The 24,326-nt window shown below is 59.7% G+C and carries 26 protein-coding genes; 12 read left to right on the top strand and 14 right to left on the bottom strand.

Annotated elements, in window-relative coordinates; translation table 11 throughout:
- Positions 1 to 276 precede the first annotated feature (276 nt).
- The 4 genes from QN370_RS14715 to QN370_RS14700 all read right to left on the bottom strand — a co-directional run bounded on the left by QN370_RS14715 (position 277) and on the right by QN370_RS14700 (position 3,398).
- Positions 277 to 1,584: a TolC family outer membrane protein gene (locus QN370_RS14715; RefSeq protein ID WP_322128729.1), complete on the bottom strand. Its 1,308-nt coding sequence runs from the start codon at positions 1,582 to 1,584 to the stop codon at positions 277 to 279.
- 63 nt (positions 1,585 to 1,647) lie between these two features.
- Complete coding sequence (locus QN370_RS14710; protein WP_322128728.1) at positions 1,648 to 1,971, bottom strand: rhodanese-like domain-containing protein; 324 nt, start codon at positions 1,969 to 1,971, stop codon at positions 1,648 to 1,650.
- Between the two features lie 13 nt (positions 1,972 to 1,984).
- The gene (locus QN370_RS14705; protein ID WP_322128727.1) at positions 1,985 to 2,638 is read right to left on the bottom strand and encodes a protein-L-isoaspartate O-methyltransferase; all 654 of its coding nucleotides are present in this window, start codon (positions 2,636 to 2,638) and stop codon (positions 1,985 to 1,987) included.
- Positions 2,639 to 2,729: 91 nt separating this feature from the next.
- Complete coding sequence (locus QN370_RS14700) at positions 2,730 to 3,398, bottom strand: TetR/AcrR family transcriptional regulator (protein WP_322128726.1); 669 nt, start codon at positions 3,396 to 3,398, stop codon at positions 2,730 to 2,732.
- Between the two features lie 164 nt (positions 3,399 to 3,562).
- On the opposite strand from QN370_RS14700, the gene QN370_RS14695 reads away from it, so the two are divergent.
- Positions 3,563 to 3,769 carry a SlyX family protein gene (locus tag QN370_RS14695; protein ID WP_322128725.1) on the top strand — a complete coding sequence of 69 codons (207 nt, stop codon included), beginning with the start codon at positions 3,563 to 3,565 and terminating at the stop codon, positions 3,767 to 3,769.
- A 14-nt stretch (positions 3,770 to 3,783) separates the two neighbouring features.
- Complete coding sequence (locus QN370_RS14690; RefSeq protein ID WP_322128724.1) at positions 3,784 to 4,143, top strand: DUF2288 domain-containing protein; 360 nt, start codon at positions 3,784 to 3,786, stop codon at positions 4,141 to 4,143.
- Here QN370_RS14690 and aqpZ read toward each other — a convergent pair.
- Positions 4,103 to 4,828, bottom strand: a complete 726-nt coding sequence (aqpZ, locus tag QN370_RS14685; protein ID WP_322128723.1) for an aquaporin Z — start codon at positions 4,826 to 4,828, stop codon at positions 4,103 to 4,105. The two genes, QN370_RS14690 and aqpZ, sit on opposite strands and share 41 nt — an antisense overlap.
- Before the next feature lie 153 nt (positions 4,829 to 4,981).
- On the opposite strand from aqpZ, the gene QN370_RS14680 reads away from it, so the two are divergent.
- From QN370_RS14680 to recQ, 3 genes are all read left to right on the top strand, one after another.
- Entirely contained in the window at positions 4,982 to 5,536 is a 555-nt protein-coding gene (locus tag QN370_RS14680; RefSeq protein WP_322128722.1) for a DUF1439 domain-containing protein, read from the top strand.
- Positions 5,537 to 5,613: 77 nt separating this feature from the next.
- Positions 5,614 to 6,447, top strand: coding sequence for an undecaprenyl-diphosphate phosphatase (locus QN370_RS14675; RefSeq protein WP_322128721.1), 834 nt, complete (start codon positions 5,614 to 5,616; stop codon positions 6,445 to 6,447).
- A gap of 41 nt (positions 6,448 to 6,488) precedes the next feature.
- Complete coding sequence (gene recQ, locus QN370_RS14670) at positions 6,489 to 8,324, top strand: DNA helicase RecQ (RefSeq protein ID WP_322128720.1); 1,836 nt, start codon at positions 6,489 to 6,491, stop codon at positions 8,322 to 8,324.
- A 160-nt stretch (positions 8,325 to 8,484) separates the two neighbouring features.
- Here recQ and QN370_RS14665 read toward each other — a convergent pair whose 3' ends face one another.
- The 9 genes from QN370_RS14665 to QN370_RS14625 form a co-directional block, all read right to left on the bottom strand.
- Positions 8,485 to 9,357 carry a proteasome-type protease gene (locus QN370_RS14665; RefSeq protein WP_322128719.1) on the bottom strand — a complete coding sequence of 291 codons (873 nt, stop codon included), beginning with the start codon at positions 9,355 to 9,357 and terminating at the stop codon, positions 8,485 to 8,487.
- A 119-nt stretch (positions 9,358 to 9,476) separates the two neighbouring features.
- Positions 9,477 to 10,427 carry an alpha-E domain-containing protein gene (locus tag QN370_RS14660; protein WP_322128718.1) on the bottom strand — a complete coding sequence of 317 codons (951 nt, stop codon included), beginning with the start codon at positions 10,425 to 10,427 and terminating at the stop codon, positions 9,477 to 9,479.
- A 1-nt stretch (position 10,428) separates the two neighbouring features.
- A complete protein-coding gene (locus QN370_RS14655) occupies positions 10,429 to 11,856 on the bottom strand; it encodes a circularly permuted type 2 ATP-grasp protein (protein ID WP_322128717.1) in 1,428 nt (475 codons plus the stop codon).
- 125 nt (positions 11,857 to 11,981) lie between these two features.
- Entirely contained in the window at positions 11,982 to 14,021 is a 2,040-nt protein-coding gene (locus QN370_RS14650; RefSeq protein WP_322128716.1) for a sodium:solute symporter family protein, read from the bottom strand.
- Positions 14,014 to 14,292, bottom strand: a complete 279-nt coding sequence (locus QN370_RS14645; protein WP_322128715.1) for a DUF4212 domain-containing protein — start codon at positions 14,290 to 14,292, stop codon at positions 14,014 to 14,016. Before QN370_RS14645 ends, QN370_RS14650 begins: the two co-directional genes overlap by 8 nt.
- On the bottom strand, positions 14,292 to 15,818 hold the full coding sequence (locus QN370_RS14640) for a sensor histidine kinase (RefSeq protein ID WP_322128714.1): 1,527 nt from the start codon (positions 15,816 to 15,818) through the stop codon (positions 14,292 to 14,294). Before QN370_RS14640 ends, QN370_RS14645 begins: the two co-directional genes overlap by 1 nt.
- 16 nt (positions 15,819 to 15,834) lie before the next feature.
- Positions 15,835 to 16,521 (bottom strand): response regulator transcription factor, encoded by a 687-nt coding sequence (locus QN370_RS14635; protein WP_322128713.1) that lies wholly within the window; start codon positions 16,519 to 16,521, stop codon positions 15,835 to 15,837.
- A 63-nt stretch (positions 16,522 to 16,584) separates the two neighbouring features.
- Positions 16,585 to 17,511, bottom strand: coding sequence for a hypothetical protein (locus tag QN370_RS14630; protein WP_322128712.1), 927 nt, complete (start codon positions 17,509 to 17,511; stop codon positions 16,585 to 16,587).
- Positions 17,512 to 17,621: 110 nt separating this feature from the next.
- Positions 17,622 to 17,804 (bottom strand): hypothetical protein, encoded by a 183-nt coding sequence (locus tag QN370_RS14625; RefSeq protein WP_322128711.1) that lies wholly within the window; start codon positions 17,802 to 17,804, stop codon positions 17,622 to 17,624.
- On the opposite strand from QN370_RS14625, the gene recA reads away from it, so the two are divergent.
- The 7 genes from recA (at position 17,803) to QN370_RS14590 (ending at position 24,194) form a co-directional block, all read left to right on the top strand.
- Positions 17,803 to 18,915 carry a recombinase RecA gene (gene recA / locus QN370_RS14620; RefSeq protein WP_322128710.1) on the top strand — a complete coding sequence of 371 codons (1,113 nt, stop codon included), beginning with the start codon at positions 17,803 to 17,805 and terminating at the stop codon, positions 18,913 to 18,915. The two genes, QN370_RS14625 and recA, sit on opposite strands and share 2 nt — an antisense overlap.
- A gap of 61 nt (positions 18,916 to 18,976) precedes the next feature.
- Entirely contained in the window at positions 18,977 to 19,450 is a 474-nt protein-coding gene (gene recX / locus QN370_RS14615) for a recombination regulator RecX (protein ID WP_322128709.1), read from the top strand.
- 298 nt (positions 19,451 to 19,748) lie between these two features.
- Positions 19,749 to 20,333, top strand: a complete 585-nt coding sequence (locus tag QN370_RS14610) for a DUF2889 domain-containing protein (RefSeq protein WP_322128708.1) — start codon at positions 19,749 to 19,751, stop codon at positions 20,331 to 20,333.
- A gap of 42 nt (positions 20,334 to 20,375) precedes the next feature.
- On the top strand, positions 20,376 to 21,542 hold the full coding sequence (gene sucC, locus QN370_RS14605) for an ADP-forming succinate--CoA ligase subunit beta (protein WP_322128707.1): 1,167 nt from the start codon (positions 20,376 to 20,378) through the stop codon (positions 21,540 to 21,542).
- A 35-nt stretch (positions 21,543 to 21,577) separates the two neighbouring features.
- Entirely contained in the window at positions 21,578 to 22,459 is an 882-nt protein-coding gene (gene sucD, locus QN370_RS14600; RefSeq protein ID WP_009666159.1) for a succinate--CoA ligase subunit alpha, read from the top strand.
- 196 nt (positions 22,460 to 22,655) lie between these two features.
- On the top strand, positions 22,656 to 23,474 hold the full coding sequence (locus QN370_RS14595) for a Stp1/IreP family PP2C-type Ser/Thr phosphatase (RefSeq protein ID WP_322128706.1): 819 nt from the start codon (positions 22,656 to 22,658) through the stop codon (positions 23,472 to 23,474).
- 36 nt (positions 23,475 to 23,510) lie between these two features.
- Positions 23,511 to 24,194, top strand: a complete 684-nt coding sequence (locus tag QN370_RS14590; protein ID WP_322128705.1) for an FHA domain-containing protein — start codon at positions 23,511 to 23,513, stop codon at positions 24,192 to 24,194.
- Positions 24,195 to 24,326 lie beyond the last annotated feature (132 nt).

Below are 24,326 nucleotides of genomic sequence, written 5' to 3'. Positions count from 1 at the left end.
GGTACATGTGTTACCCATGTCCCCGGTCCATACAGCGAAGCAAAAAGAAGTGACCGGCTGCCGGGCCGCCCCCGGCTAGGTCATGACGGAGCTACGACAGTTTCAGTTGCCGCAGGAGGTGCATTCGGTGCAATGCCCTTCGGTTATTGCACCCTACGATTTTGGTCATGACGGAGCGCATGCAGAATCAGCTATCGCAGACAGTGCATTCGGTGCAATGCCCTGCGGTTATTGCACCCTACGTGAGCGGTCTGGTACGGTGGGTACGGTGCCAATTCAGTTCTGCAGCAACCCGTTCACCAATGCCAGGTCGTCTTCCTTGAGCGTTCCTGCCGCCGCTTTCAGACGCAAGCCTGCAATCAGCGTGTCATAGCGGGCTTTGGCCAGTAATTGCCGGGTTGAAAACAACTGTTGCTGGGCATTCAGGACATCGATGTTGATACGCACACCGACCTGATAGCCGAGCCGGTTTGATTCGAGCGCCGACAGGCTGGATACTTCCGCTGCCTCGTAGGCTCTGACTTGCGCGAGTCCGCTGTTGACACCGAAGTAGGATTGCCGCGCCGCTTGTGCCGCCGTGCGCCGGAAGTTCTCGAGATCGGAGCGCGCCTTGTCTTCGAGGGCAATTGATTCGCGTACCTTGCTGGTGATGGCAAATCCGGAATACAGCGGAATTTGCCATTGCACGCCGATCGTGCTGGACGTGACCGAACCGCTCTGTGCGGTCAGGCTGGGACTGCTCTGGTTGGTGGTGCCACGACTGGCGATCAGATCGAGCGTCGGCAAATGACCGGCACGGCTGCGGCTGATTTCGCGACGGGCAATTTCAAGCGTCAGTTGCTGGCCGATCACGCCAAAATTTTGTTCTTCGGCACTTCGCACCCACGGATCGATCTGCGCCGGTTCCGGCGGACTCAGCTTGATACCGGGGCGCAGGGTGGCCAGTACGCCGGTCGGCTTGCCGATGATCTGCTGCAGTGCTGCGGTTTTGACGTCGAGATCATTTTGCGCCGCGATCTGCTGAGCGATGGCAAGGTCGTAGCGGGCTTGCGCTTCGTTGCTGTCGGTGATGGTGGCGGTGCCGACTTCAAAGTTGCGTTTGGCCGAAGCCAGTTGTTCGCTGATTGCGTCTTCCTGCGCTTTCAGAAAGGCCAGCACATCCTGCGCAGCCAGTACGTCAAAGTAAGCTTGCGCGACGCGCGCGATGAGGTCTTGCTGCGCCTGGGCGTACACCGCATCGCTGATGGCGACCGATAACACGCCTTGCTGGTAGGTTTCCCAGTTGGCCATCCGCAGCAACGGTTGGGTCAGCGTCAGTGCATAGGTATTGACGTTGTAGTCGATGTTGCGGGCGCTGGCCTCGGCATTGATCCGGTTGTAACTGCCACCGATGCCCAGCACGGGCAGCAGTCCGGCGCGACCCTGCACGCTGCGTTCCTGACCGGCCTCGCGTGCCGAGCGCGCACTGGCGATGACGGCATCGTTGATCAGCGCATCACGATAAACCTGCAGCAGGTCGGTCGCTTGTGCCGGAGCAGACAGCAAGGCACAGGCTAGCAGCGGGACGATGACGAAATAACGCATGGATTCTCCGGTGGAATCGAGGTTGCAGGATGGGTAGATACAGAGCGAGGCGCACAGCAAATATCAGTAGGTCGGTACCGCCGGATCAACCTGGACAGCCCAGGCATGCATGCCGCCAGTCAGGTTGGTGACTTCGGTAAAACCTTGTTGTTCGAGGAAATGGGCGACCTGCATGCTGCGTGAACCGTGATGGCAGATGCAGACGACGGGTGTTTCGTCATCGAGTTCGGCCAGCCGTGCCGGAATGCTGCGCATCGGCATCGGTACCGCACCGGCCAGATGGCAGGTCTCGAACTCCCAGGGTTCGCGCACATCGAGCAAGAGCGGCGCAGGTCGGCTGGCATCGGCCAGCCAGGCGTGCAATTCGGGAGCGGTCAGATGGTGCATGGTGATGGAGTCCTCAGAACTTGAACGGCGATGGCGTGAACGCATTGCGCAGCGGTTTGATCACGGTCTCGAACAGGTTGACCGTGTCGTAACCCAGCTCGGAGACACGCGTGATGACTTGCGCCGTCATCGCCGGCGCATCGCCAACCACGCACAGGATGCGTCCGCCGATCTTGATCTGGGCCAGAAACTCCTGCGGCAGAATCGGCAGCGAACCGGAAATCACGATGACGTCATACGGTGCCGCACTGGCCCAGCCGCGGGCACCATCGCCAAGGAGGACGTCGACATTGTCGATACCGTAGCGTTGCAGATTGTCCTGCGCCAGTGCCTGCAAGTCGGCTTCGATGTCGATGGTCGTGACATGGCGCGCACGATGCGACAGCAGGGCGGCCATGTAGCCGGAGCCGGTGCCGATTTCGAGTACGGTTTCGTGTTTCTTGAGGCTGGCTTCCTGCAACATGCGCGCCTCGAATTTCGGCATCAGCATTGATTGACCGCAAGGCAGCGGGATTTCGGTATCGACGAAGGCCAGCGCAGCATACGCAGCCGGCACGAACGCTTCGCGCTTGACCACCATCAGCAGGTCCAGGACATCCTGGTCGAGCACATCCCAGGTGCGAATTTGCTGTTCGATCATGTTGAAACGGGCTTGTTCGATATTCATGTGGGTGGTCTATCTGCGTAAAAGGGTGGGGCCAGTGCCGGTGTGGCCTTCAATGAGCTGCATTCGTTGCTGCTTTCGGTGCCGCATTCTATCAAATCACCCCCGCCTGCGGCCTGTCATCGGTGCGCAGCAAGCCGCGCAGCAGCAGATCGGTGACGCCGTGCAAATAGGCTTGCGGCGTGATCGATTGCAATGCCCACGGACTGCCGAACGAGTGCTTCCACATCATCATCATCATGATCGGGGCAGCGATGATGCTGGTGGTCTGCGCGGTATCGAAGGAGCGGAATTCGCCACTGGCGATACCGCGCTCCAGTACCTGCGCCAGCATGGCATTGCCGCGCAGGATGACTTCTTCGTTATAGAACCGTGCCAGCTCGGGAAAGTTACCGGCTTCGGCCATGACCATCTTGGTAATGCCTGACAAGCGGGTTTCGCCGATGCGCTCCCACCAGCCCAGCAGGATCAGGCGCAACAGCAGCGCACTGCTGCCGGCATGGTCGCGGATCATCGCTTCAGCTTCACCCAGCAAGGGCACGACGTTTTCACGCACGACTGCCTTGAATAGCTCTTCCTTGCTGGCGTAATACAGGTATAGCGTGCCCTTGGAGACGCCGGCGCGCTTGCCGACATCATCGAGCCGGGTCGCGGAAAAGCCGCGTTCGACGAACAGGCCAAGTGCCGCGTCGAGCAGCTCTTGTGGCCGGGCTTCCTTGCGGCGGGTCCAGCGGGTTGGGCTTTTGATGGGGCAGGGGATCATCGATCGGGAGTGAAATTAACTTACTGATGAGTCAGTAACAAGGATGCAATATACGGCGGAGGTCGCGCAGCGTCAAGGATGGCCGATTCGTCATCGTGGTGTCGGTACGGTGTCGGCGGACCATGAGACAATCCGCGCCAAAATGAATTTTCTGACCGCCCCCAATGACTGAAGACCGCCTGATCGATATTGAAATCAAACTGTCTCGCCAGGAAGATCTGGTTGATGCACTCAACGATGTGGTGGTGCGCCAGCAAAAGCAGATCGCCGAGCTGGAGGTGCTGTGCGCCGCGCTGGCGCGGCATGTGCAGAATGCCGGTGAGACCACCGGCGAGGGCCGTCCCCGTCACGAACCGCCACCGCACTACTGAACCCGGAAGATCCCATGACTGAGTCCGACAATCCGTCCAGCACATCGTCTGGTCGCCAGCCCTCCACCGAGCCTGATACCTACCAGATCGTGCATGCCCGCCTCAATCGCGAAACTGCCCGACTGCAATGGCATGAACTGCTGCCGCATTTTGCGTCGGGCGTGATGGTGGCGGTCGATGGGTCGCTGGACCTGATCGATGTGGCGGTACGCATGTCACAGGACGATACCGCCGCCGTCACCGCCTGGATGGGTGACGGTCTGCTCGGCAAGGTCAGCGACGCATTGGCCGCGACCTGGACCGAGACTGATCCGTCGTTGTGGAGTGTGATCGTCAAGCCATGGATACTGGTGCAGCCGGACGTCCGGAACTAGTCGTTTCGGCGGCCAGCAGCCGGTAAGCCAGCGCCCCGAGCAACGCGCCGATGATCGGTGCCACCCAGAACAGCCACAACTGCATCAGGTAGGGGCCGCCGGCAAACAGCGCGACCCCGGTACTGCGGGCCGGATTGACCGAGGTATTGGTGACCGGGATGCTGATCAGATGGATGAGCGTCAGGCACAGGCCGATGGCCAGTGGTGCGAATCCCGGCGGCGCACGGCGATCGGTACTGCCCAGTATCACCATCAGGAAAATCATCGTCATCACGATTTCGCTGAGCGCAGCCGCCAGTAGCGAATAGCCTCCCGGGGATTGCGCGCCATATCCATTCGAGGCGAATCCGGCCGTGACATCGAAGCCAGCCTTGCCGCTGGCAATCAGGTACAGCACGCCGGCACCGACCAGCGCTCCCAGCACCTGGGCGACGATGTAGGGTACGACTTGCTCTCCCTGGAAACGGCCGCTGGCCCACAAGCCGATTGACACGGCAGGATTCAAATGACAACCGGACAGGTGGCCGATGGCAAACGCCATCGTCAGGACGGTCAGACCGAACGCCAGCGAGACGCCGAGCAAACCTATCCCCAGGCCGGGAAATGCCGCTGCCAGCACCGCGCTGCCGCAGCCGCCGAGTACCAGCCAGAATGTTCCAAAAAATTCAGCTCCGTAGGCTTTCATAAGAATTCCTCTCTGTGGTGGGGGACTTACATGGATGCGTGATGTGGCAAAATCTCGCGCATTGTTGGGACTATATAAAGGTGTCGTTGCGGCTGGTTTGCGTTTGCTCATGAAGTCCTGCCGACGTCGTTCAATATTAAAAAAAGGAAACCCATGCCATTTCACCGCCTGCGCAGCGCTTTCCTGCTATTCCTTCTGCTTGGGCTGGGCGCGTGCGCCAGCCTGCCTGGTCCGCGCGACGTGGTCGTTCCGCTGGCGCGCCTGCAAAGCGCCGCCGAGCGCAAGTTTCCGTTGAGCCAGCGGCCGATGGATTTGATCGATATCCGCTTGAGCAATCCGCGTGTGGCGCTGTATCCCGAGGACAACCGGATCAGCGTTACGCTTGACGCCCGCGTCGCTCCGGCTTTTACGCGACGCGTCTGGCAAGGCAATTTTGTGTTGTCGGGAACACTGCAGCTCGATGCGCAGCAACGGTCGATTGTGGTGGTGCAGCCCCGCATCGATCGCATCGCACTCGATGGCATTGATCCGGTGCTGGCCAGTCAAGTAGCGCTGGCTGCCGGCGCGCTGGCCGGGAATATCCTGCAGGACATGCCGCTGGTTTCTTTTGCTTCAGAAGATTTGCATTATGGCGGGTCAACTTTCATACCGGTTAGTATCGCGACGCAGGCCGCAGTCCTCGTGGTAACCTTCGCAGCGATAAAATAAGTTGTTCACTGTATTTTCAGCCCGCAGGAAACGGATTCCGCGGGGATTTTCCATCGTTGCCAAAGCCCACTTCCCCCATGGATATTGTTCTCGCACTTAAAGCCCTGATCATGGGCATCGTCGAAGGTTTGACGGAATTTCTGCCAATCTCGTCGACCGGCCACCTGATCCTCGCAGGCAGTCTGCTTGATTTCACCGGCGAGAAAGTCAAGACCTTCGAGATTGTCATTCAGGCTGGTGCCATTCTGGCCATCGTCTGGGAGTACCGGGCCCGCTTGCTGCATGTCTGTACCGGCTTGTTCAGCGATCGCGGCGCGCAGAAATTTGCCATTAATCTGGTGATCGCTTTCATTCCTGCTGCCGTCCTCGGCTTGATCTTCAGCAGTGCCATCAAGGCCAAACTATTTGCGCCGGTACCGGTCGCGCTGGCTTTCATCGCCGGTGGTCTGATCATCCTGTGGGTCGAGCGTCGCAACAAGCGCAACCCGATGCCGCCGCGCATCGAGTCAGTCGACCAGATGACGGCACTTGATGCGCTCAAGGTCGGTGTGGCACAAGCCTTCGCGCTGATCCCGGGTACCAGTCGGTCGGGTGCAACTATTATCGGCGGCATGCTGTTCGGGCTGTCGCGCAAGGCGGCCACCGAGTTCTCGTTTTTTCTGGCGATCCCGACGCTGCTTGGTGCGACGGTATATTCGCTGTACAAGGCCCGTACACTGCTGTCCGTCGATGACGTACCGCTGTTCGGTATCGGCACACTGGCGGCGTTTGTCTCGGCCTTCTTTTGCGTGCGCTGGTTGCTGCGTTACATCAGTTCGCATGATTTCACCATTTTTGCGTGGTATCGCATCGTGTTCGGTTTCGTGATCCTCGCAACCGCCTACAGTGGCCTGGTTGTCTGGGCTGACTAAGCCCGAATGCACGCCCCAGTACACCTACTTTTGAAGACGGAATGACCGACACCAGTACCCCTGAACGCGCATTGCACTTGCTGGAAACCGTGTTCGGTTATTCCTCCTTCCGCGGCCAGCAAGCCGAGATTGTCGAACTGATCGCGCAAGGCGGCGATGCGCTGGTGCTGATGCCGACCGGCGGCGGCAAGTCGTTGTGTTATCAGATTCCGTCGCTGCTGCGCGAGGGTGTGGGTGTCGTGATTTCCCCGCTCATTGCCCTGATGCAGGATCAGGTCGATGCGCTGGCCGAAGTCGGCGTGCGGGCTGCGTTCCTGAACTCGACCCAGACTTACGAAGAAGCCTCGCGGATCGAGCGCATGGTGCGGACCGGCGAACTCGATCTGGTCTATGTCGCGCCGGAACGGCTGATGACACCGCGCTGCCTCGACCTGCTGTCGGCCTCGAAGATCGCGCTGTTTGCGATCGACGAAGCGCATTGCGTGTCGCAATGGGGGCATGATTTCCGTCCTGAATACATCAAGCTGTCGATCCTGCACGAACGCTTTCCGGACGTGCCGCGCATCGCGCTGACCGCCACCGCCGACCAGCAAACCCGGACCGAGATCGCCCATCGCCTGCAGCTTGATGCCGCCAGGATGTTCATCTCGTCGTTCGATCGTCCCAACATCCGTTACCAGATCGTCGAGAAGGCCAACGGCCGCAAGCAGCTGCTCGATTTTATCCAGGCCGAACACATGGGTGACTCCGGCATCGTGTATTGCCTGTCGCGCAAAAAAGTCGAAGAAACCGCCGAGTTTCTCAACGCCAGCGGCATCCGCGCGCTGCCGTACCACGCCGGGATGAAGTTCGAGGAACGCAGCAAGAATCAGGCGCGTTTCCTGCGCGAAGAAGGCATCGTGATGACGGCCACGATTGCGTTCGGCATGGGCATCGACAAGCCCGATGTGCGCTTTGTTGCGCATCTCGACCTGCCCAAAAGTATTGAAGGCTACTATCAGGAAACTGGTCGTGGCGGCCGCGATGGCCAGCCCGCCAATGCGTGGATGGCTTACGGTTTGCAGGATGTCGTGCAGCAGCGCCGCATGATCGATGAGTCTGAAGCCGACGAGACTTTCAAGCGCGTACTCGGCGTCAAGCTCGACGCGATGCTGGGTCTGTGTGAAACGCTGGGTTGCCGACGCCGCCATTTGCTGGAGTATTTTGGCCAGCATTCCGAGCCCTGCGGCAACTGCGATACCTGTCTCAATCCGCCGGTCTCGTTCAACGCCACGGTGCCGGTACAAAAGTTGCTGTCGGCCATCTACCGGGTGGATCAGCGTTTCGGTGCCGGTCATGTGCTTGATGTGTTGCGTGGCATCGAGTCCGACAAGATCAAGCAATGGCGGCATGACCAGCTATCCGTGTTCGGGATTGGTTCTGCGTTGAGCGAAGCCGAGTGGCGCGCCATTTTGCGCCAGTCGATTGCGCTGGGTCTGGTCGCTGTCGATTACGAGTCGTATAACGCGCTCAAGCTGACCGATGCCGCCAAGCCGGTCTTGCGTGGCGGCGAGCAGGTTCAGTTGCGTGAATACCAGAAGCCGGTCAAGGCGCGACGCGCCGCTTCCGGCAAGGCACCGAAGGGGTATGTCGAGAACGAATTGAGCGGACTCGACCAGGTGATTTTCGACAAGCTGCGCTGGTGGCGGGTCGAAACCGCGCGCAAGCACAACGTGCCGGCGTACGTGATTTTCCATGACGCGACGATGCGCGAAATCGCCAAGGCGCGGCCGGGTTCGCTTGATGACTTGCGTGGCGTCAGCGGCGTTGGCGAGAAGAAGCTGGAGACGTATGGTGCGGAGATTGTTGGCTTGATTGCGGAGCTGGTGGACGGTTAGACGGTGCAATGCCCTTCGGTTATTGCACCCTACGCGGGGTGGGTTTGGTCGGTGCAATGCCCTTCGGTTATTGCACCCTACGCGGGGTGGGTTTGGTCGGTGCAATGCCCTTCGGTTATTGCACCGAATGCACCGCATCCCCTCGCCAATTCACCGGCAATTACGGTTGCAACTTGTTGCCCACATCCTGCGCGAGAACCTGCAACGGCTCGCTCGCACCCACCGCCAGACCCGCCGGTGCGGCAACCCGCACCGGCTTGCTGCGCATGGTGGTGTTGCTCAACACATTGCCTACGACTTCCGGCGCAGCGTCCCAGACCGGATCGTCGATGCCGTCGAAGACGCGTTTGAGTTGTTCGCCCCAGCTGTCGCGGATCATGCGGAAGTACTGGTTTTTTTCGTCGATGGTGACGAAGCGGGTGACAGCCAGTCGGTCGGCTTCATAGACCAGCAAGTCGAGCGGCAGGCCGACCGAGATGTTCGAGCGCAGCGTCGAATCCATCGAGATCAGGGCGCACTTGGCCGCTTCGTCAAGCGAGGTGTCGAGACTGACCACGCGGTCGATGATCGGCTTGCCGTATTTCGATTCACCAATCTGCAGGTAGACGCTGTCATCGAGCGACTCGATGAAATTGCCGGCGCTGTAGATCTGGAACAGCCGGCAGCGCTCGCCCTTGATCTGACCGCCGAAGATCATGCTGGCGTTGAATGAAATGCCGAATTTGTCGAGTGCCTGGCAATCGCGCTCATGCACGGCGCGGATCGCCTCACCGATGATCTGGGCGGCTTCGTACATCGAGGTGGCAGTCCAGAGCGTGCGACCCGCTTTGTTCTTGAAGTCCGACAGGAGTTGGCGCACCGATTGTGAAATGGCCAGGTTGCCGGCGGTCAGCATGACCATCATCCGGTCACCGGGAACCTCGAACACGCTCATCTTGCGGAAGGTGCCGACATGGTCCACTCCGGCGTTGGTGCGGGAGTCGGACAAGAAAACCAGGCCTGCGTCGAGACGCATGGCAACGCAATAAGTCATGGATCGTACCTGTAATAAAACAAGTAAACGATTCTACAGAAAGTTGCGGGGATTTGCTTTTTGGAAATAAAAATTAACGATGATTCCCTGTGCGGGAAATCACCGTCAGTCCTGTTCGCTCAGGCGGCTAGCGGCACCAGGAAGTCGCTGCTGACGCGGGCACCGAGGTCACCGATCCGTTCGAGGAATTCGGTCAGATAGTTGTCCAGACCAGCGGCCTGGATATCGGCAATCCGGCCATATTGCAACTCGGCCTTGAGGATGCCGGCCAGTCGTTCGGTTTCGCGCGAGGCATCGGTCCCGACATAGTGCAGGTTGTTGACCAGCTCGGTCATGCAGGCCAGCAGCGAGCGTGGCATGTTTTCACGCAGGATCAGCAACTCGGCCACGCGGGCCGGGGTGATGACGTCGCGATACACCTTGCGGTAGATTTCAAACGCCGAGACCGAGCGCAACAGCGCGGCCCAGTAGTAAAAATCGAGCTGATGGTCATGCGGCTGCGGCGGGTTCGGGCCGGTGCCATGGAATTTCACATCGAGGATGCGGGCCGTGTTGTCGGCCCGTTCCAGGAACGTGCCGATGCGGATGAAGTAGAACGCTTCATCCTTGAGCGTGGTGCCGATGGTGACGCCGCGCGACAGGTGCGAGCGGTATTTGACCCACTCGAACAGCTTGATCGGATCTTCTTCCAGTTCGCCGTCACGCAGTTTGCCTTGCAACTCCAGCCAGGTGGCGTTGTGGGTTTCCCAGACTTCGGTGGTCAGCGTTCCGCGCACGGCGCGGGCGTTTTCGCGCGCCCGTTTCAGGCAGGAGGCGATCGAGGACGGATTGCTCATGTCCTTGACCATGAAATCAAGCACATCCTTGGGGGTCAGCTTCGGATATTTGGCGTCGAACAATTCCTGCAACTCGGAGATTTCGAGCAGCGCGCGCCAGCCGCGGATGGCGGCGTCCTTCGATTGCGGCAGCAAGCCGGTCTCGGTATTGACGTCGAGCATGCGCGCGGTATTTTCGGCGCGTTCGGTATAACGGGCCATCCAGAACAAGTGGTCAGCGGTGCGGCTCAGCATGTCATTTCTCCAGGATCCAGGTGTCTTTGGTACCGCCGCCCTGGGAGGAATTGACTACCAGGGAACCCTCTTTGAGAGCGACGCGGGTGAGGCCGCCGGGAACCATCGCGACGGTTTTTCCGGACAGCACGAACGGGCGCAGGTCGATGTGGCGGGGTGCGATACCGGCATTGACGTAAGTCGGGCAGGCCGACAGTGCCAGTGTAGGTTGCGCAATATAGCCTTCGGGCTTGGCGATCAGGCGGGCGCGGAAATCGGCGATCTCGGCTTGCGTGGCGGCCGGGCCGACCAGCATGCCGTAGCCGCCGGCACCGTGGACTTCCTTGACCACCAGTTCGGGCAGATGGGACAGCGTGTAAGCGAGGTCCTCTTTTTTTCTGCACTGGAAGGTCGGTACGTTGTTGAGGATGGGTTCTTCGCTCAGGTAGAAGCGCACCATCTCCGGCACAAACGGATAGATCGACTTGTCGTCGGCGACGCCGGTGCCGATTGCATTGGCCAGCGTGACGCCGCCTTCGCGATATGCTTCCAGCAAGCCCGGTACGCCCAGCGCCGAGTCGGGCCGGAAGGCTTTCGGATCGAGGAAGTCGTCATCGAGGCGGCGATAGATCACGTCGACCCGCTGCGGGCCACGCGTGGTGCGCATGTAGACCAGATTCCCGTCGACGAACATGTCCTTGCCTTCGACTAGTTCGACACCCATTTGCTGGGCCAGGAACGCATGTTCAAAATAAGCCGAGTTGTACATCCCCGGCGACATCACGACCACGGTCGCATCAATCACGCCGACCGGTGCCACCGAGCGCAGGTTATCGAGCAACATGTCGGGATAGTGCGCCACCGGAGCGATCTGGTGGCGCACGAACAAATCAGGGAACAGCCGCATCATCATCTTGCGGTTTTCCAGCATGTACGAAACGCCCGACGGCACCCGCAAGTTATCTTCGAGCACATAGAATTCACCGGCTCCGGCGCGCACGATGTCGACGCCGGCGATGTGGGCATAGATGTCGTTGACCACCGAGACGTTCTGCATTTCCGGCCGGTACTGGGCGTTCTTGTAAATCTGCTCGGCCGGGATCACGCCGGCCTTGATGATGTTCTGGTCGTGATAAATATCGTGCAGGAACATGTTGAGCGCTTTGACACGCTGCACCAGCCCGGTTTCGAGATGGGCCCATTCGGCAGCGGTGATGATGCGCGGAATGATATCGAACGGGATCAGCCGTTCGGTGCCCGCATCGTTGTCGGCATCGTCGCCATACACGGCGAACGTGATACCGACACGACGAAAAATCAGGTCGGCTTCAGCCTGCTTGCGGGCGATGATGGTGGCGGGCTGCTCTGTCAGCCAAGTCTGGAACTCTTGATAGTGCTCTCGTATGCCGGTGGCATCACTGGAATACATCTCATCGAAAAAATTCGCCATGCTGTGGTCCCATTGCAGTTTTTCTGATGACGCTGCGACGCAATGCGTGCAGCGGGCCGTGTGACAGAGTATCAAGAAATGTGCCAGCCGACACGACGATCTGCTGGCGTATGTGACTGAGGTCGCTAATCGGGTTTTCGCAAACGGTCGATCAGCGCCAGGGTGTGCTGGTCCGGTGCCGGTGTCAGCAGGCTGACCACGATCAGCGCGAGGAACCCGGCTGGTACGCCGAAGATGCCGGCCGATATTGGTGCAATCTGAAACCACTGCCCCGCAACCGAGCCGCCGAGCGCCGGATAGGTGCGCAGCATGTATGTCACGCACACCACCAGTCCGGCGAGCATGCCGGCGATCGCACCGGGCTGGTTCGCACGTTTCCAGAAGACGCCCAGCGCCAGCGCCGGGAACAGCATCGATGCCGCCAGCGAAAATGCCGCACCGACCATCGACAAAATATTGCCGGGCTTGAGCGAGGCAACGTAGGCGGCCACCAGGGCGACCACCAGCAGCAGCAGCTTGGAAATCGTCACCCGTTTCTGGGTCGAGGCGGTCGGGTCGATTTTCTTGTAATACACGTCATGCGAGAGCGCGCTGGCAATCGTCAGCAGCAAGCCATCGGCGGTCGACAGGGCAGCCGCCAGCCCGCCGGCGGCGATCAGACCCGAGATCACGTAGGGCAGGCCGGCGATTTCCGGCGTGGCCAGCACCACGATATCGCCATCGAGCACCACCTCGGCCAGTTGCACGATGCCGTCGTGGTTGATGTCGACAATGCTTACCAGCGGATGGAGCTTGTCGAGGTTGGCCCAGTACGAGACCCAGCCGGGCAAGTGGGAGAACTCGGAACCGACCAGCGTGCTGTAGATGTCGAGCTTGACCAGTACCGCCAGCGCCGGAATCGTGATGTACAGCAGCATGATAAAAAACAGGGTCCAGAAGACCGACTTGCGGGCCTGATGCACGGAGGGTGTCGTGTAGAAGCGCACCAGCACATGCGGCAGCGCCGCCGTACCCATCATCAGGCACAGCACCAGCGCCAGGAAGTTGTTGCGCTTGGTGTCGGACGCGGCGGCGTCGGCCGCCGGGAACGGCGTCGCGTGCGGCAGGATCGGTGCGGCGCGGGCCAGGTAATTGTTGCGCGACTCGGTCCACAGACGCTGTGCCTCGCCGCTATCCTTCGGATACGCTGCCAGCACACGGCTGGCGCTGCGGATGTCGATCAGCGTGGCGTTGTCGCGCTTGAGCTGTTCGACCTGGCGCCGGGCATCGAGCAGGCCATCCGACCATGATGCGGGCAACCTGGCGATACGCACGTCGAGTTCAGCAGCACGCTGCCGGAACACGTCGCGCACCTGCTGCTCCTTCGGATCGGCATTGAGGACTTTTTCACGTTGGCTCAAGGCCGACAGCGCCGTCCCGTACGACACCTGGGGCACCGGCACGCTGGTGTGCTTGACCGACATCCAGACCACCGGAATCATGTAGGCAATGAGCATGATCAGGTACTGCGCGACCTGGGTCCACGTCACCGCGCGCATGCCACCGAGGAACGAGCAGACCAGAATGCTGGCCAGTCCGAGAAAAATCCCGACCGAGAAATCGACCCCGGTAAAGCGTGAGGTAATCAGCCCGACGCCATAAATCTGCGCGACCACATAGGTGAACGACACAATGACCGTGGCGAACACGGACAGGGTGCGCACCATGTCATTACCGTAGCCCCCGCCGTATCGCGCAGCCAGATAGTCGGGCACCGTGTAATGGCCGAACTTGCGCAGGTACGGTGCCACCAGCAACGCCACCAGCACGAAGCCGCCAGTCCAGCCCATCACATAGGCCAGGCCGTCGAACCCTTGCAGATAAAGCCCGCCGGCCAGACTCAGGAAACTGGCTGCCGACATCCAGTCGGCGGCGGTTGCCATGCCATTGAAGATAGCCGGTACCCGTCGTCCTGCCACGTAGTACTCGGAGACATCGGCGGTGCGGCTGATCACGCCAATGCCGGCATACATGACGATGGTGGCGAACAGGAACAGGTACCCGATCCAGATGCGCGGCATGCCTTCCTTTTCGAGGATCGCCAGGGTCAGCAAGAACAGCACGAAGCAGACGGTAAACCACGCGTAGTAGGTTTTCAGGCGGCTGGCGAAAAGCTTGTCACGCATCGTCGGGCTCCGGCACGTAGCGGCGATCCAGTGTCCGCATGCGCCATGCGTAAGCGCCGACCAGCGCGACATAGATCAGCGTCGCGCCTTGCGCGGCCATGTAAAAAGAGAGTGGCCAGCCAAACAGGACCAGCGCATCGAGCTCGCGTGCGAACCAGATGATGGTGACCGTGATGACGAACCAGCCGGCCAGCAATTGCAGTGTCAGGCGGAGGGTCAGGCGCCAGTGGGCGGCGGCGTTGAGCGGTGCGCCGGGCAGGAATTCGCGCATCAGCCGATATCCTCGATGAACGACAATGCGCCCGCCATCGGCAGCGTGACGCGAAACAGGCTGCCCGGACTTTTCGGATCACGGCAGTGCGGATTGCTGAAGACATCGACTTCGGCATCATGCTGCAAGGCGATTTCGCGCACGATCGCCAGCCCCAGACCGCTGCCCTCGACGTTGCTGCCGAGGATGCGGTAGAAGCGCTCGAAGACGTGACTACGTTCGGTTGCCGCGATGCCGGGTCCGGTGTCTTCGATTTCCAGTATTGCCTGCTGGCTGTCGTCGTCAGTGCGCACGCGGATGGTGACGCTGCCGCTTGACGGGGTGTAGCGCAGTGCATTGTCGATCAGGTTGCTCAGCAGTTCGCGCAACAGCATCGCATTGCCTTTCGTCATGACCGGATGACCCGGTTGCTCGAAACCGATATCGATCTGTCTGGCGATGGCCCCCGGCACCCATTCCTGCACGACGTCGCGCGCCAGTTCGCACAGTTCGATCGGCTCGAAAGCACGCGTTCGCTCGGACCGGTTCTCGGCATGGGCCAGCGACAATAGTTGATTGATCAGACGGGTCGCCGCTTCGGAGCTTTTCGACAGTTGTTCCAGCGAGCGATGGATTTCGTCTTGCGAGGTCTGCCGTAATGCCAGCTCGGACTGCATGCGCATGCCGGCCAATGGCGTCTTCATCTGATGCGCGGCGTCGGCAATAAAGCGTTTTTGCAGATCGATGGTTTTGGATAACCGTTCGAGCATGTCGTTGAGCGAGCGCACCAGAGGCGAGATTTCTTCCGGCACCTGGCCCGAATTGATCGGGCTGAGGTCGTCCGGTCGGCGCGCGCGGATACGTTGCTGCAGTTCGGCCAGCGGTGCCAGGCCGCGTGCCAGTGCAAACCAGACCAGCGCCAGTGCCAGCGGCAAGATAATGAATTGCGGCAGGATCACGCCCTTGATGATTTCGTTGGCCAGTTGAGCCCGTTTGTCGAGGGTTTCGCCGACCTGCACCAGCGCCATGCGCGGTTCGCTGACCGCGTAACTGACCGCGTCACTGGCCTGTTCCCGGACCAGACGGGACGACCGCAAGTCGACCTGCACATAGGCGATGCGTACTTCGTTGCCGTGGATGCGCTCATCGCGAAACTGCACCGTGCTGGTGGGCGCGCTGTCTTCCTCGGCCGGCGCTGCCATGTCGTGATCGCCATCGATGACCTCGCCGTCGATACCGCGCACCTGGTAATACACGGTATCGACTTCTTCGGCCCGCAGGATATCGCGTGCAACTCCGGGCAACAGCGCAACCACCTTGCCGTCGACTTCGCGCACCTGCTGCGACAGCACCGTCACGCTATCGTCGAGGGCGTGGTCAAACGGCTGGTTGGCAATCGACTTCGCGACCAGATACGTGATGGCGATACTCATCGGCCATAACAGCAGCAGTGGCACCAGCATCCAGTCGAGGATTTCGCCGAACAGCGAGCGCCGGATCGGCTCGTCGGTGCCGTCAATGCCAGCCGGACCCGCCGGGTCAGGCATTTCCCGCGTCACCATCTCAGGGCACAGCCGGCGCGTCGATGTATTTTTCGAGGCAATATCCGAGGCCGCGCACCGTCGCAATCCGCACGCCGCCGAACTCGATCTTCTTGCGTAAGCGGTGGACGTAGACTTCGATGGCGTTGTTGCTGACTTCTTCGCCCCATTCGCACAGATGATCGACTAGCTGCTCTTTCGATACCAGCCGGCCAGTGCGTTGCAGCAGCACTTCGAGCAGACCGAGTTCGCGCGCGGACAGGTCCAGCATCTGCTCGCTCAGGTAGGCAATGCGGCCGACCTGATCGTAGGACAGCGGTCCGTGCCGCACCACGGTCGGTCCGCCGCCGACGCCACGGCGGGTCAGGGCGCGCACGCGTGCTTCGAGTTCGGACAGTGCAAACGGCTTGGCCATGTAGTCATCGGCACCGAGGTCGAGGCCCTTGACACGCTGCTCGACCGAATCGGCTGCCGTCAGGATCAGCACGGGTAAATGGGAATTGCGGGCGCGCAGTTTGCGCAGGACTTCCAGCCCCGACATGCGCGGCAGGCCGAGGTCGAGGATCAGCAAATCGAAATCCTGGGTGGACAGCGCCAGATCGGCTTCGACCCCGTTGTGCACGCAATCGGTCGCATACCCGGACTGGCGCAGCGAACGCGTCAAGCCATCGGCCAGCACACTGTCGTCTTCGGCAAGCAGGATACGCATCGTTATTGGCCCGGGTTGGAATGCGGAGAGTCTATTGTGTTCGTCGGGTTCGGGCAAGGTGAGCTAGCGCCGCGGCGGACTGTAATTCGGGAAAAATTCGCGCAACAGGAATTGCTGCAGTCCGGCCGAATCGGCTGGCTTGGCACTGAGCGTGACGGTTTTACCGAGACGCTGCGACTGCCAGGTGAAATCATCCTGGGTGTGCTCGCGGATGATCTCGATCATTTTCTTGACCACGGCGATGCGCACATCTTCCTCGCTGCCCTGTTCGACGTTGAGCACCTGACTCCAGTTGCGCCCGGCTTCTTTTTTCCAGCCACGGAACAGGAATTCGGCGTTGTGTGCGCCGACTTCGCGTAACTGGAACAGGCCGCCACCGCTTTCTTTTTCAATGCCGGCCGCTTTCATGCTCGAGGCAATGTTGGCCAGGGCGGCCTGCTTGCCGCGCTCGTTTTCCTGCTGCTCTGGCGAGCCGCGTGCGGCCTGGGTTTCGCGTTCCTGCGATTGGGCCTCGGCGCGCTGCTGCTGGCGCGCTGCCAACCGGCTCGAAAAGTCCTCCGCCGGTGGCTGTGCGGGCTCTGGCCGTGGCAGGGTGCGATTAAGTGGTTGCTGCGTAATGGTCGGTTCCGGTGCCGGTCTTGGCCGGCTCGGACGGGCTGCGGCTTGTCGTTGCGGCGCTGGCCGTTGGGGTTTGGCGACGGGCTTGGCAGGGACGTCTGCTCCGCTCGGTCGCGTTGGCCGGGAGGAGCGCTTTGGCGTAGTCGGAATCAGCATCAGCGTGGTCTCGACTTCCGGGCTCCCCTGCACCGGCAACGGCATGTCGCTCTGGTGATAAATGATGAGCCACAGCACCAGTGCGTGCAAAAGCAGCATGATGACGACGCCGACCGTCGTCGTCGCCGGCTTTCTGCGTGGCGGTGCGACAGGTTCGATGCGGTCGCTGGAGCGCCGGCGGTGCGGATGGATGGGTGTTGTTGTGTCGTAGGGCAAGGAGCGGTGCGAATCCGGTAAAGTAAAGAGCCTGAGCAGGGGCCAATGCAACGATCCCATCATGACAACCAGGGCGAAGATTACCATTGGACGCGCAGACAATTATTTCATCATGTATCTTCACCCCCTTTGAGAGCAACGATGTCCTCAGGATGAGCGATTTCGGTCATGATCATTGATTTCTCGCAAAAACCTCTGCTTGCATAAACTACTGTTTTTTTATACAGTGCGGGTTGTGATTCATTTTGCTGACGCCATCTGGTCGGCACCTCCAACGTTGAAAGAATATTCATGGACGACAAAAAAGCCGTAACCGGTTCGGATAAAAGCAAGGCGTTGGCGGCAGCGCTGGCCCAGATTGAAAAACAGTTCGGCAAAGGCTCGGTCATGCGCATGGCTGACGGCGCGGTCGTGGAAGAAGTTCAGGTCGTCTCGACCGGTTCGCTCGGCCTCGATATCGCGCTCGGCGTCGGTGGCTTGCCACGTGGCCGCGTGGTCGAGATCTACGGTCCCGAGTCGTCCGGCAAGACCACGCTGACGCTGCAAACCATCGCTGAAATGCAAAAACTCGGTGGTACCTGCGCCTTCATCGACGCCGAACATGCACTCGATGTCGGCTACGCGCAAAAGCTCGGTATCAACCTGTCGGAGTTGCTGATCTCGCAGCCGGACACCGGCGAACAAGCTCTCGAGATTACCGATGCGCTGGTGCGCTCGGGTGGTGTCGACCTGATCGTCATCGACTCGGTCGCGGCATTGACGCCACGCGCCGAAATCGAAGGCGACATGGGTGACTCGCTGCCGGGCCTGCAGGCACGATTGATGTCGCAAGCACTGCGCAAGCTCACTGGTTCGATCAACCGCACCAACACGCTGGTCATTTTCATTAACCAGATCCGCATGAAAATCGGCGTCATGTTCGGTAATCCCGAAACCACCACCGGCGGCAATGCGCTGAAATTCTATGCGTCGGTACGGCTCGACATTCGTCGCACCGGTTCGATCAAGTCCGGCGACGAAGTCATCGGTAACGAGACCAAAGTCAAGGTCGTCAAGAACAAGATCGCGCCGCCATTTCGCGAAGCGCATTTTGACATCCTGTATGGCGAAGGCGTATCGCGTGAAGGCGAAATCCTCGACCTGGGTGCCGATGCCAAGATCGTCGAAAAAGCCGGTGCCTGGTACAGCTACAACGGCGAGCGTATCGGTCAGGGCAAGGACAATGCACGCACCTTCCTGAAAGAGCGTCCGGAACTGGCGCGCGAAATCGAGAACAAGGTACGTGTCTCGCTGGGCGTGCCTGAACTCGGCGCGATGAAGTCGTCCGAGCCGGCCAAGAAAAAGGCGGCCGACAAAGCCGCCGAAAAATCCGCTGCCGAAGGCAAGGATGTTGTTGCCGAATGAACGTCGCGGCCCGTGCTGACGAACTGATAGCTGACGAACTGACAGCGGTCTTGCCCGCCTGATGGCAAGGCCAGTCGTCAGTCTGAAGGCGCGGGCCTTGCGCTTTCTGTCGATGCGTGAACACAGTCGCCTTGAACTGGCGCGCAAATTGCAGCGCCACGTTCAGGAAGGCGACGATGTCGAGGCGCTTCTTGACTGGCTCGAAAGTGCCAAGTTCCTGTCGCAAGCCCGCTTCTCCGAATCCCTGATTCATCGCCGTGCCGCCCGGTACGGCAACAGCCGTATCATTTCCGAATTGCAAAGCCATGGTATCCAGGGCGATGCACTCGTCGATCTGAAAGGTCGTCTGCAGGTCGACGAACTGACGCGCGCACGGGATGTCTGGCTCAAAAAATTTGGTACGCCAGCGGCCGATGCAAGCGAGCGCGGCAAGCAGATGCGTTTTTTGCAGCAACGCGGTTTCTCGCACAAGGCCATCGAGTCGGTGATGCGCCTGCGTGGCAGCGATGAGTGGTTTCCAGACGACACCGATTGAAATAATCCGGCAGCAATTTGGCAGCAATTTGGCAGCAATCCGGCAGCAATTTGGCTGCAACCCGGCTGCAACCCAGCTGCAACCCAGCTGCACCCAGCAGCAAGAGATCACCACAGACAATGTGCAACGCAAAATATCCTTCGTGTCGTGGTACCCGGTGGTAACGGCAAATTGAGCTGTGCTACACTTTCCCGGTTTTTGCAGTGCCGCATGAGCGGTTGTGAGCGCAGAATCTGCTTTCACTGAACGCAAATGCGGCAGTTATTTTCGTTGTCGCTCTTTTATGGCAGTGGTCCGAATGCCCCTATCTCATCCTGTTTCTCGTAGCGCGCTCAAACATACCCGTACCCTCAAGGTCGAGGCGTATGCACGTGACGACAAGCTATGGGATATCGAAGCGCAAATTACCGATATCAAGACCCGCGTGGTCCCGCTAGCATCCGGCGATCGTCCGGCAGGCATGCCAATTCACGATCTCAAACTACGCCTGACCATCAACGTCAATCTCGATATCATCGCCGTCGAAGCAGCCTCGGATGCCGTGCCGTATCCCGGCTATTGCGACACCATCAGTCCCGCCTACCAGGCGATGGTCGGCCTGAATCTGATGCGCAATTTTCGCCGTCAGCTGACACTTCGGCTCGGTGGCACCGCCGGCTGCACCCATCTGACCGAACTGGCGCAGATCCTGCCGACCGCGGCGATCCAGGCGCTTTCCGGCGAGGTTATCGACACACGCGATGGCAGCAGTGCCGCCAGCGATCAGCCAAGCCAACCATTTCAACTCGACCGCTGTCATGCCTTGCGCACGGATGGCGCAGCGGTCGCGCTTTACTACCCGCGATGGGTTGCCAAGATCGCGGAACCGTTTCAATCCAGTTAGTCAACCAGCATTTTTACGATCAGCGTCTGAAGGGAAGCTCGCATGAAAATTCATGAGTATCAGGGTAAAGAAATCCTCCGCAAATACGGCGTCACCACCCCGCGCGGTATTCCGTGCAACTCCGTCGAGGATGCCGTCAAGGCGGCCGAGACACTCGGTGGTCCGGTCTGGGTCGTCAAAGCGCAGATTCATGCAGGCGGTCGCGGTAAAGGCGGCGGCGTCAAGGTCGCCAAGACTCTCGAGCAAGTGCGCGAATACGCCACGGCCATCCTCGGCATGCAACTGGTCACGCACCAGACCAGCCCGGAAGGCCAGCAAGTGCGTCGCCTGCTGATCGAAGAAGGCGCTGATATCGCCAAGGAACTGTACGTCAGCCTCGTGACCGATCGCGTCACGCAACGCGTGGTGCTGATGGCATCGAGCGAAGGCGGCATGGATATCGAAGAAGTCGCCGAGAGCCATCCCGAACTGCTGCACCATATCGCCATCGATCCGGCCGTTGGCCTGACCGATGCCGAAGCCGATGGCATTGCTGCAAAAATTGGTGTGCCGTCTGCCTCGATCGTCGACGCCCGCACGCAGTTGCAAGGTTTGTACAAGGCTTACTGGGAAACTGACGCGGCGCTGGCCGAAATCAACCCGCTGATCCTGACCGGTTCCGGCAAGGTCATCGCGCTCGACGCCAAGTTCAACTTCGACGCCAATGCGCTGTATCGCCAGCCTGAAATCGTCGCTTATCGTGACCTCGACGAAGAAGATGCCGCCGAAGTCGAAGCCTCGAAGTTCGACCTCGCCTACATCTCGCTGGACGGCGACATCGGTTGTCTGGTCAACGGTGCCGGTCTGGCCATGGCCACGATGGATACCATCAAATTGTTTGGCGGCGAGCCGGCCAACTTCCTTGATGTCGGCGGCGGTGCCACGGCAGAAAAAGTGACCGAAGCCTTCAAGATCATGTTGAAGAACCCCGGCCTGAAAGCCATTCTGGTCAACATCTTCGGCGGCATCATGAAGTGTGACGTGATCGCCGAAGGCGTGATCGTCGCCTCCAAAGCCGTCTCGCTGACCGTGCCGCTGGTTGTGCGCATGAAGGGCACCAACGAAGATCTGGGCAAGAAAATGCTCGCCGAGTCTGGCCTGCCGATTATCGCCGCCGACACGATGGAAGATGCCGCCCGCCAGGTAGTCGCTGCCGCCAAAGCACACTAACCCGCGCGCCCCACCACGAGCTATTAGGAATAACTATGTCGATTCTGATCAATAAAGATACCAAAGTCGTAACCCAGGGAATTACCGGCAAGACCGGCCAGTTCCATACGCGCATGTGCCGCGAGTATGCCAACGGCGCGAATTGCTTCGTTGCTGGCGTTAATCCGAAAAAAGCCGGCGAAGACTTCGAAGGCATTCCGATTTTTGCCAACGTCGCTGAAGCCAAGGCCAAGACCGGCGTCAACGTATCGGTCATTTACGTCCCGCCAGCCGGCGCTGCTGCCGCGATCTGGGAAGCGGTCGAAGCCGAACTCGATCTCGCCATCTGCATCACCGAAGGCATCCCTGTCCGCGACATGATGGCCTTGAAAGACCGCATGGCCAAATCCGGCAGCAAGACCTTGCTGCTCGGACCAAACTGCCCCGGCCTGATCACTCCGGACGAAATCAAGATCGGCATCATGCCGGGTCACATCCACAAGGCTGGTCGTATCGGCGTGGTCTCACGCTCTGGTACGCTGACCTATGAAGCGGTTGGCCAACTGACCGCACTGGGTCTGGGTCAATCGTCGGCCGTCGGTATTGGTGGCGACCCGATCAACGGTCTCAAGCACATCGACATCATGCGCATGTTCAATGACGATCCGGATACCGATGCCGTCATCATGATCGGCGAAATTGGCGGTCCGGACGAAGCCAATGCGGCTTACTGGATCAAGGACAACATGAAAAAACCGGTCGTTGGCTTCATCGCCGGCGTCACCGCTCCTCCGGGCAAGCGCATGGGCCATGCTGGCGCGCTGATCTCGGGCGGTGCCGACACCGCTCAAGCCAAGCTCGACATCATGGAAGCCTGTGGTATCACGGTCACCAAGAACCCGTCCGAAATGGCGCGCTTGCTGAAATCCATGTTGTAATCGATCGTCGCTTGAACCGGCCGCCGAGCGGCCAGCGGGGAGCTTCGGCTCCCCCTTTGCATTGATGCAGGTCCTAATTTTTACAGCGGGCGCGAAACGCCCACGCAAGAGCCGTGCGCTTCGGTGAATCCTGACCAGGTCGCGCACTTCGCAGCACCATGTCGTCTGTTCATCGCTGATTTTATTGTGCAAGCCTATGTCGATCCCATTGCAACTCGAATTTGCCGCATTGACCGATACGGGTCTGTTGCGGCCCCATAACGAAGATGCGATTGCGATCAGTCCCGACTTCGGGCTGGTCATCCTGGCCGACGGCATGGGCGGCTATAACGCCGGCGAAGTCGCCAGCAACATGGCGATCACCATCGTACGGCAAGTGATGGAAACGGAATTGCAGGCGATTGCATCTGAACTGGCCGTCGATGCCAGCGACCACCTGCCCGCGTTGCTGAGTCATGCCGTCAACGAGGCAAACACGGCGATCCTCACGGCCGCCTTGCTGGAGCCGGAGTACACCGGCATGGGCACCACGCTGGTGATGGCATTGTTCCATCACGAGACGATGACACTGGCCCACGTCGGTGATTCACGCTGCTACCGCCAGCGCGACGGCCAGCTGGAGCAACTGACGCGAGACCATTCGTTCGTGCAGGAACAGCTCGACGCCGGACTGGTCAGTGCGGACGAAGCCTGGCTTTCGCCGAATCGCAACCTGATCACCCGTGCGGTGGGCGTCGACGACGTCATCGAAGTCGAGGTGCACGATGTTGCCGTGCTGCCGGGGGACCTGTATCTGCTCTGCTCGGATGGCTTGTCGGACATGCTGACCGCGCAGCACATTGAAGCCATCCTGCAAGACTCGACAGAAGACCTGCAACTTGCCGCTGCCAATTTGCTGGCGAGCGCCAATGAACAGGGTGGTTTGGACAATATTTCCGTTATTCTTGTGTACGTGCAGGATCACGAAGCACAAAAAAATGGCCTGATCGACAGGCTGCTGGGCTGGATCAAATAACAGGCGCACACCGCCCGACGGAAAGGAACGACGACCATGGCGAAGATCATTGTCTCTTTGGATGGCCAATTACTGCAGGAAGTAAAGCTCGACAAGGAACGCATTACGATTGGTCGACGTCCGCACAATGATATCGTGCTCGATAACCTCCTGGTCAGCGCCGCTCATGCGGCGATCGTCACGATGGCCCATAACTCGTTTGTGGAAGATCTGAACAGTACCAATGGCATCCTCGTCAACGGTGAACCGGTCAGCAAGCACTACCTGCAAAATCACGACGTGATTCGCGTCGCCAATTACGACATCCGTTATTTCAATCCTGCCGCGCGCCGGGGTGCCGAGCGTGCCACCAGTAGCGAACTGGGTTTTCCACGCGCCGTTTTTCATGTTGATTCCGCGATTGCCCCGCAGCGCGGCGATACCAATATCGCCACGTCAAGCAATCAGCGGCCAAGCCCGGTCGCCCTATTGCGGATACGCACCGGGCCTCATGCAGGCAAAGAAATGGAGATCACCAAATCCGAGACCACCATCGGCGACCCCGGCGTACAAGTCGCGGTGATCACCCGACGGCCGCAGGGATTCCTGATCACGCATGTCGAGGGAGAGAGTTGTCCAGTGGTCAATGGCGTATTGATCGGCGCGGAAGCGACGCCGCTGGAGCCAGGGAGCGTGATCAATTTGTCAGGCACCGAAGTGGAATTTTTGTTGAGAAAGTGATTGGCAGCGAGTCCAGTGTAGAGGAGCAGACCAAAATTTTATTGCCTGACGTAAATTATCACCTCAAGGTGATGATTCTGGTCACATCGGGTGCCGCCAGAGTGAAATCACGGTGATTTCGCCTTGTTTTTG

Source organism: Actimicrobium sp. CCI2.3, from assembly GCF_035019065.1.
GTDB lineage: Bacteria > Pseudomonadota > Gammaproteobacteria > Burkholderiales > Burkholderiaceae_D > Actimicrobium.
The sequence above is the reverse complement of the archived record's forward strand: the minus strand, read 5'-3'. Positions and strand labels throughout refer to the sequence as shown.

Bases quoted from the DNA above. Each gene is read 5' to 3' on its own strand.
- QN370_RS14610 (WP_322128708.1), top strand. From the start codon at position 19,749: ATGCCCCTATCTCATCCTGTTTCTCGTAGCGCGCTCAAACATACCCGT.
- QN370_RS14675 (WP_322128721.1), top strand. From the start codon at position 5,614: ATGGATATTGTTCTCGCACTTAAAGCCCTGATCATGGGCATCGTCGAA.
- QN370_RS14715 (WP_322128729.1), bottom strand. From the start codon at position 1,584: ATGCGTTATTTCGTCATCGTCCCGCTGCTAGCCTGTGCCTTGCTGTCT.
- QN370_RS14695 (WP_322128725.1), top strand. From the start codon at position 3,563: ATGACTGAAGACCGCCTGATCGATATTGAAATCAAACTGTCTCGCCAG.
- QN370_RS14665 (WP_322128719.1), bottom strand. From the start codon at position 9,357: ATGACTTATTGCGTTGCCATGCGTCTCGACGCAGGCCTGGTTTTCTTG.
- QN370_RS14635 (WP_322128713.1), bottom strand. From the start codon at position 16,521: ATGCGTATCCTGCTTGCCGAAGACGACAGTGTGCTGGCCGATGGCTTG.
- QN370_RS14680 (WP_322128722.1), top strand. From the start codon at position 4,982: ATGCCATTTCACCGCCTGCGCAGCGCTTTCCTGCTATTCCTTCTGCTT.
- QN370_RS14590 (WP_322128705.1), top strand. From the start codon at position 23,511: ATGGCGAAGATCATTGTCTCTTTGGATGGCCAATTACTGCAGGAAGTA.
- QN370_RS14640 (WP_322128714.1), bottom strand. From the start codon at position 15,818: ATGCCTGACCCGGCGGGTCCGGCTGGCATTGACGGCACCGACGAGCCG.
- QN370_RS14660 (WP_322128718.1), bottom strand. From the start codon at position 10,427: ATGCTGAGCCGCACCGCTGACCACTTGTTCTGGATGGCCCGTTATACC.
- recQ (WP_322128720.1), top strand. From the start codon at position 6,489: ATGACCGACACCAGTACCCCTGAACGCGCATTGCACTTGCTGGAAACC.
- QN370_RS14700 (WP_322128726.1), bottom strand. From the start codon at position 3,398: ATGATCCCCTGCCCCATCAAAAGCCCAACCCGCTGGACCCGCCGCAAG.
- QN370_RS14705 (WP_322128727.1), bottom strand. From the start codon at position 2,638: ATGAATATCGAACAAGCCCGTTTCAACATGATCGAACAGCAAATTCGC.
- sucC (WP_322128707.1), top strand. From the start codon at position 20,376: ATGAAAATTCATGAGTATCAGGGTAAAGAAATCCTCCGCAAATACGGC.
- QN370_RS14655 (WP_322128717.1), bottom strand. From the start codon at position 11,856: ATGGCGAATTTTTTCGATGAGATGTATTCCAGTGATGCCACCGGCATA.
- QN370_RS14625 (WP_322128711.1), bottom strand. From the start codon at position 17,804: ATGAATATTCTTTCAACGTTGGAGGTGCCGACCAGATGGCGTCAGCAA.
- recX (WP_322128709.1), top strand. From the start codon at position 18,977: ATGGCAAGGCCAGTCGTCAGTCTGAAGGCGCGGGCCTTGCGCTTTCTG.
- QN370_RS14650 (WP_322128716.1), bottom strand. From the start codon at position 14,021: ATGCGTGACAAGCTTTTCGCCAGCCGCCTGAAAACCTACTACGCGTGG.
- sucD (WP_009666159.1), top strand. From the start codon at position 21,578: ATGTCGATTCTGATCAATAAAGATACCAAAGTCGTAACCCAGGGAATT.
- QN370_RS14645 (WP_322128715.1), bottom strand. From the start codon at position 14,292: ATGCGCGAATTCCTGCCCGGCGCACCGCTCAACGCCGCCGCCCACTGG.
- QN370_RS14710 (WP_322128728.1), bottom strand. From the start codon at position 1,971: ATGCACCATCTGACCGCTCCCGAATTGCACGCCTGGCTGGCCGATGCC.
- recA (WP_322128710.1), top strand. From the start codon at position 17,803: ATGGACGACAAAAAAGCCGTAACCGGTTCGGATAAAAGCAAGGCGTTG.
- QN370_RS14690 (WP_322128724.1), top strand. From the start codon at position 3,784: ATGACTGAGTCCGACAATCCGTCCAGCACATCGTCTGGTCGCCAGCCC.
- QN370_RS14595 (WP_322128706.1), top strand. From the start codon at position 22,656: ATGTCGATCCCATTGCAACTCGAATTTGCCGCATTGACCGATACGGGT.
- aqpZ (WP_322128723.1), bottom strand. From the start codon at position 4,828: ATGAAAGCCTACGGAGCTGAATTTTTTGGAACATTCTGGCTGGTACTC.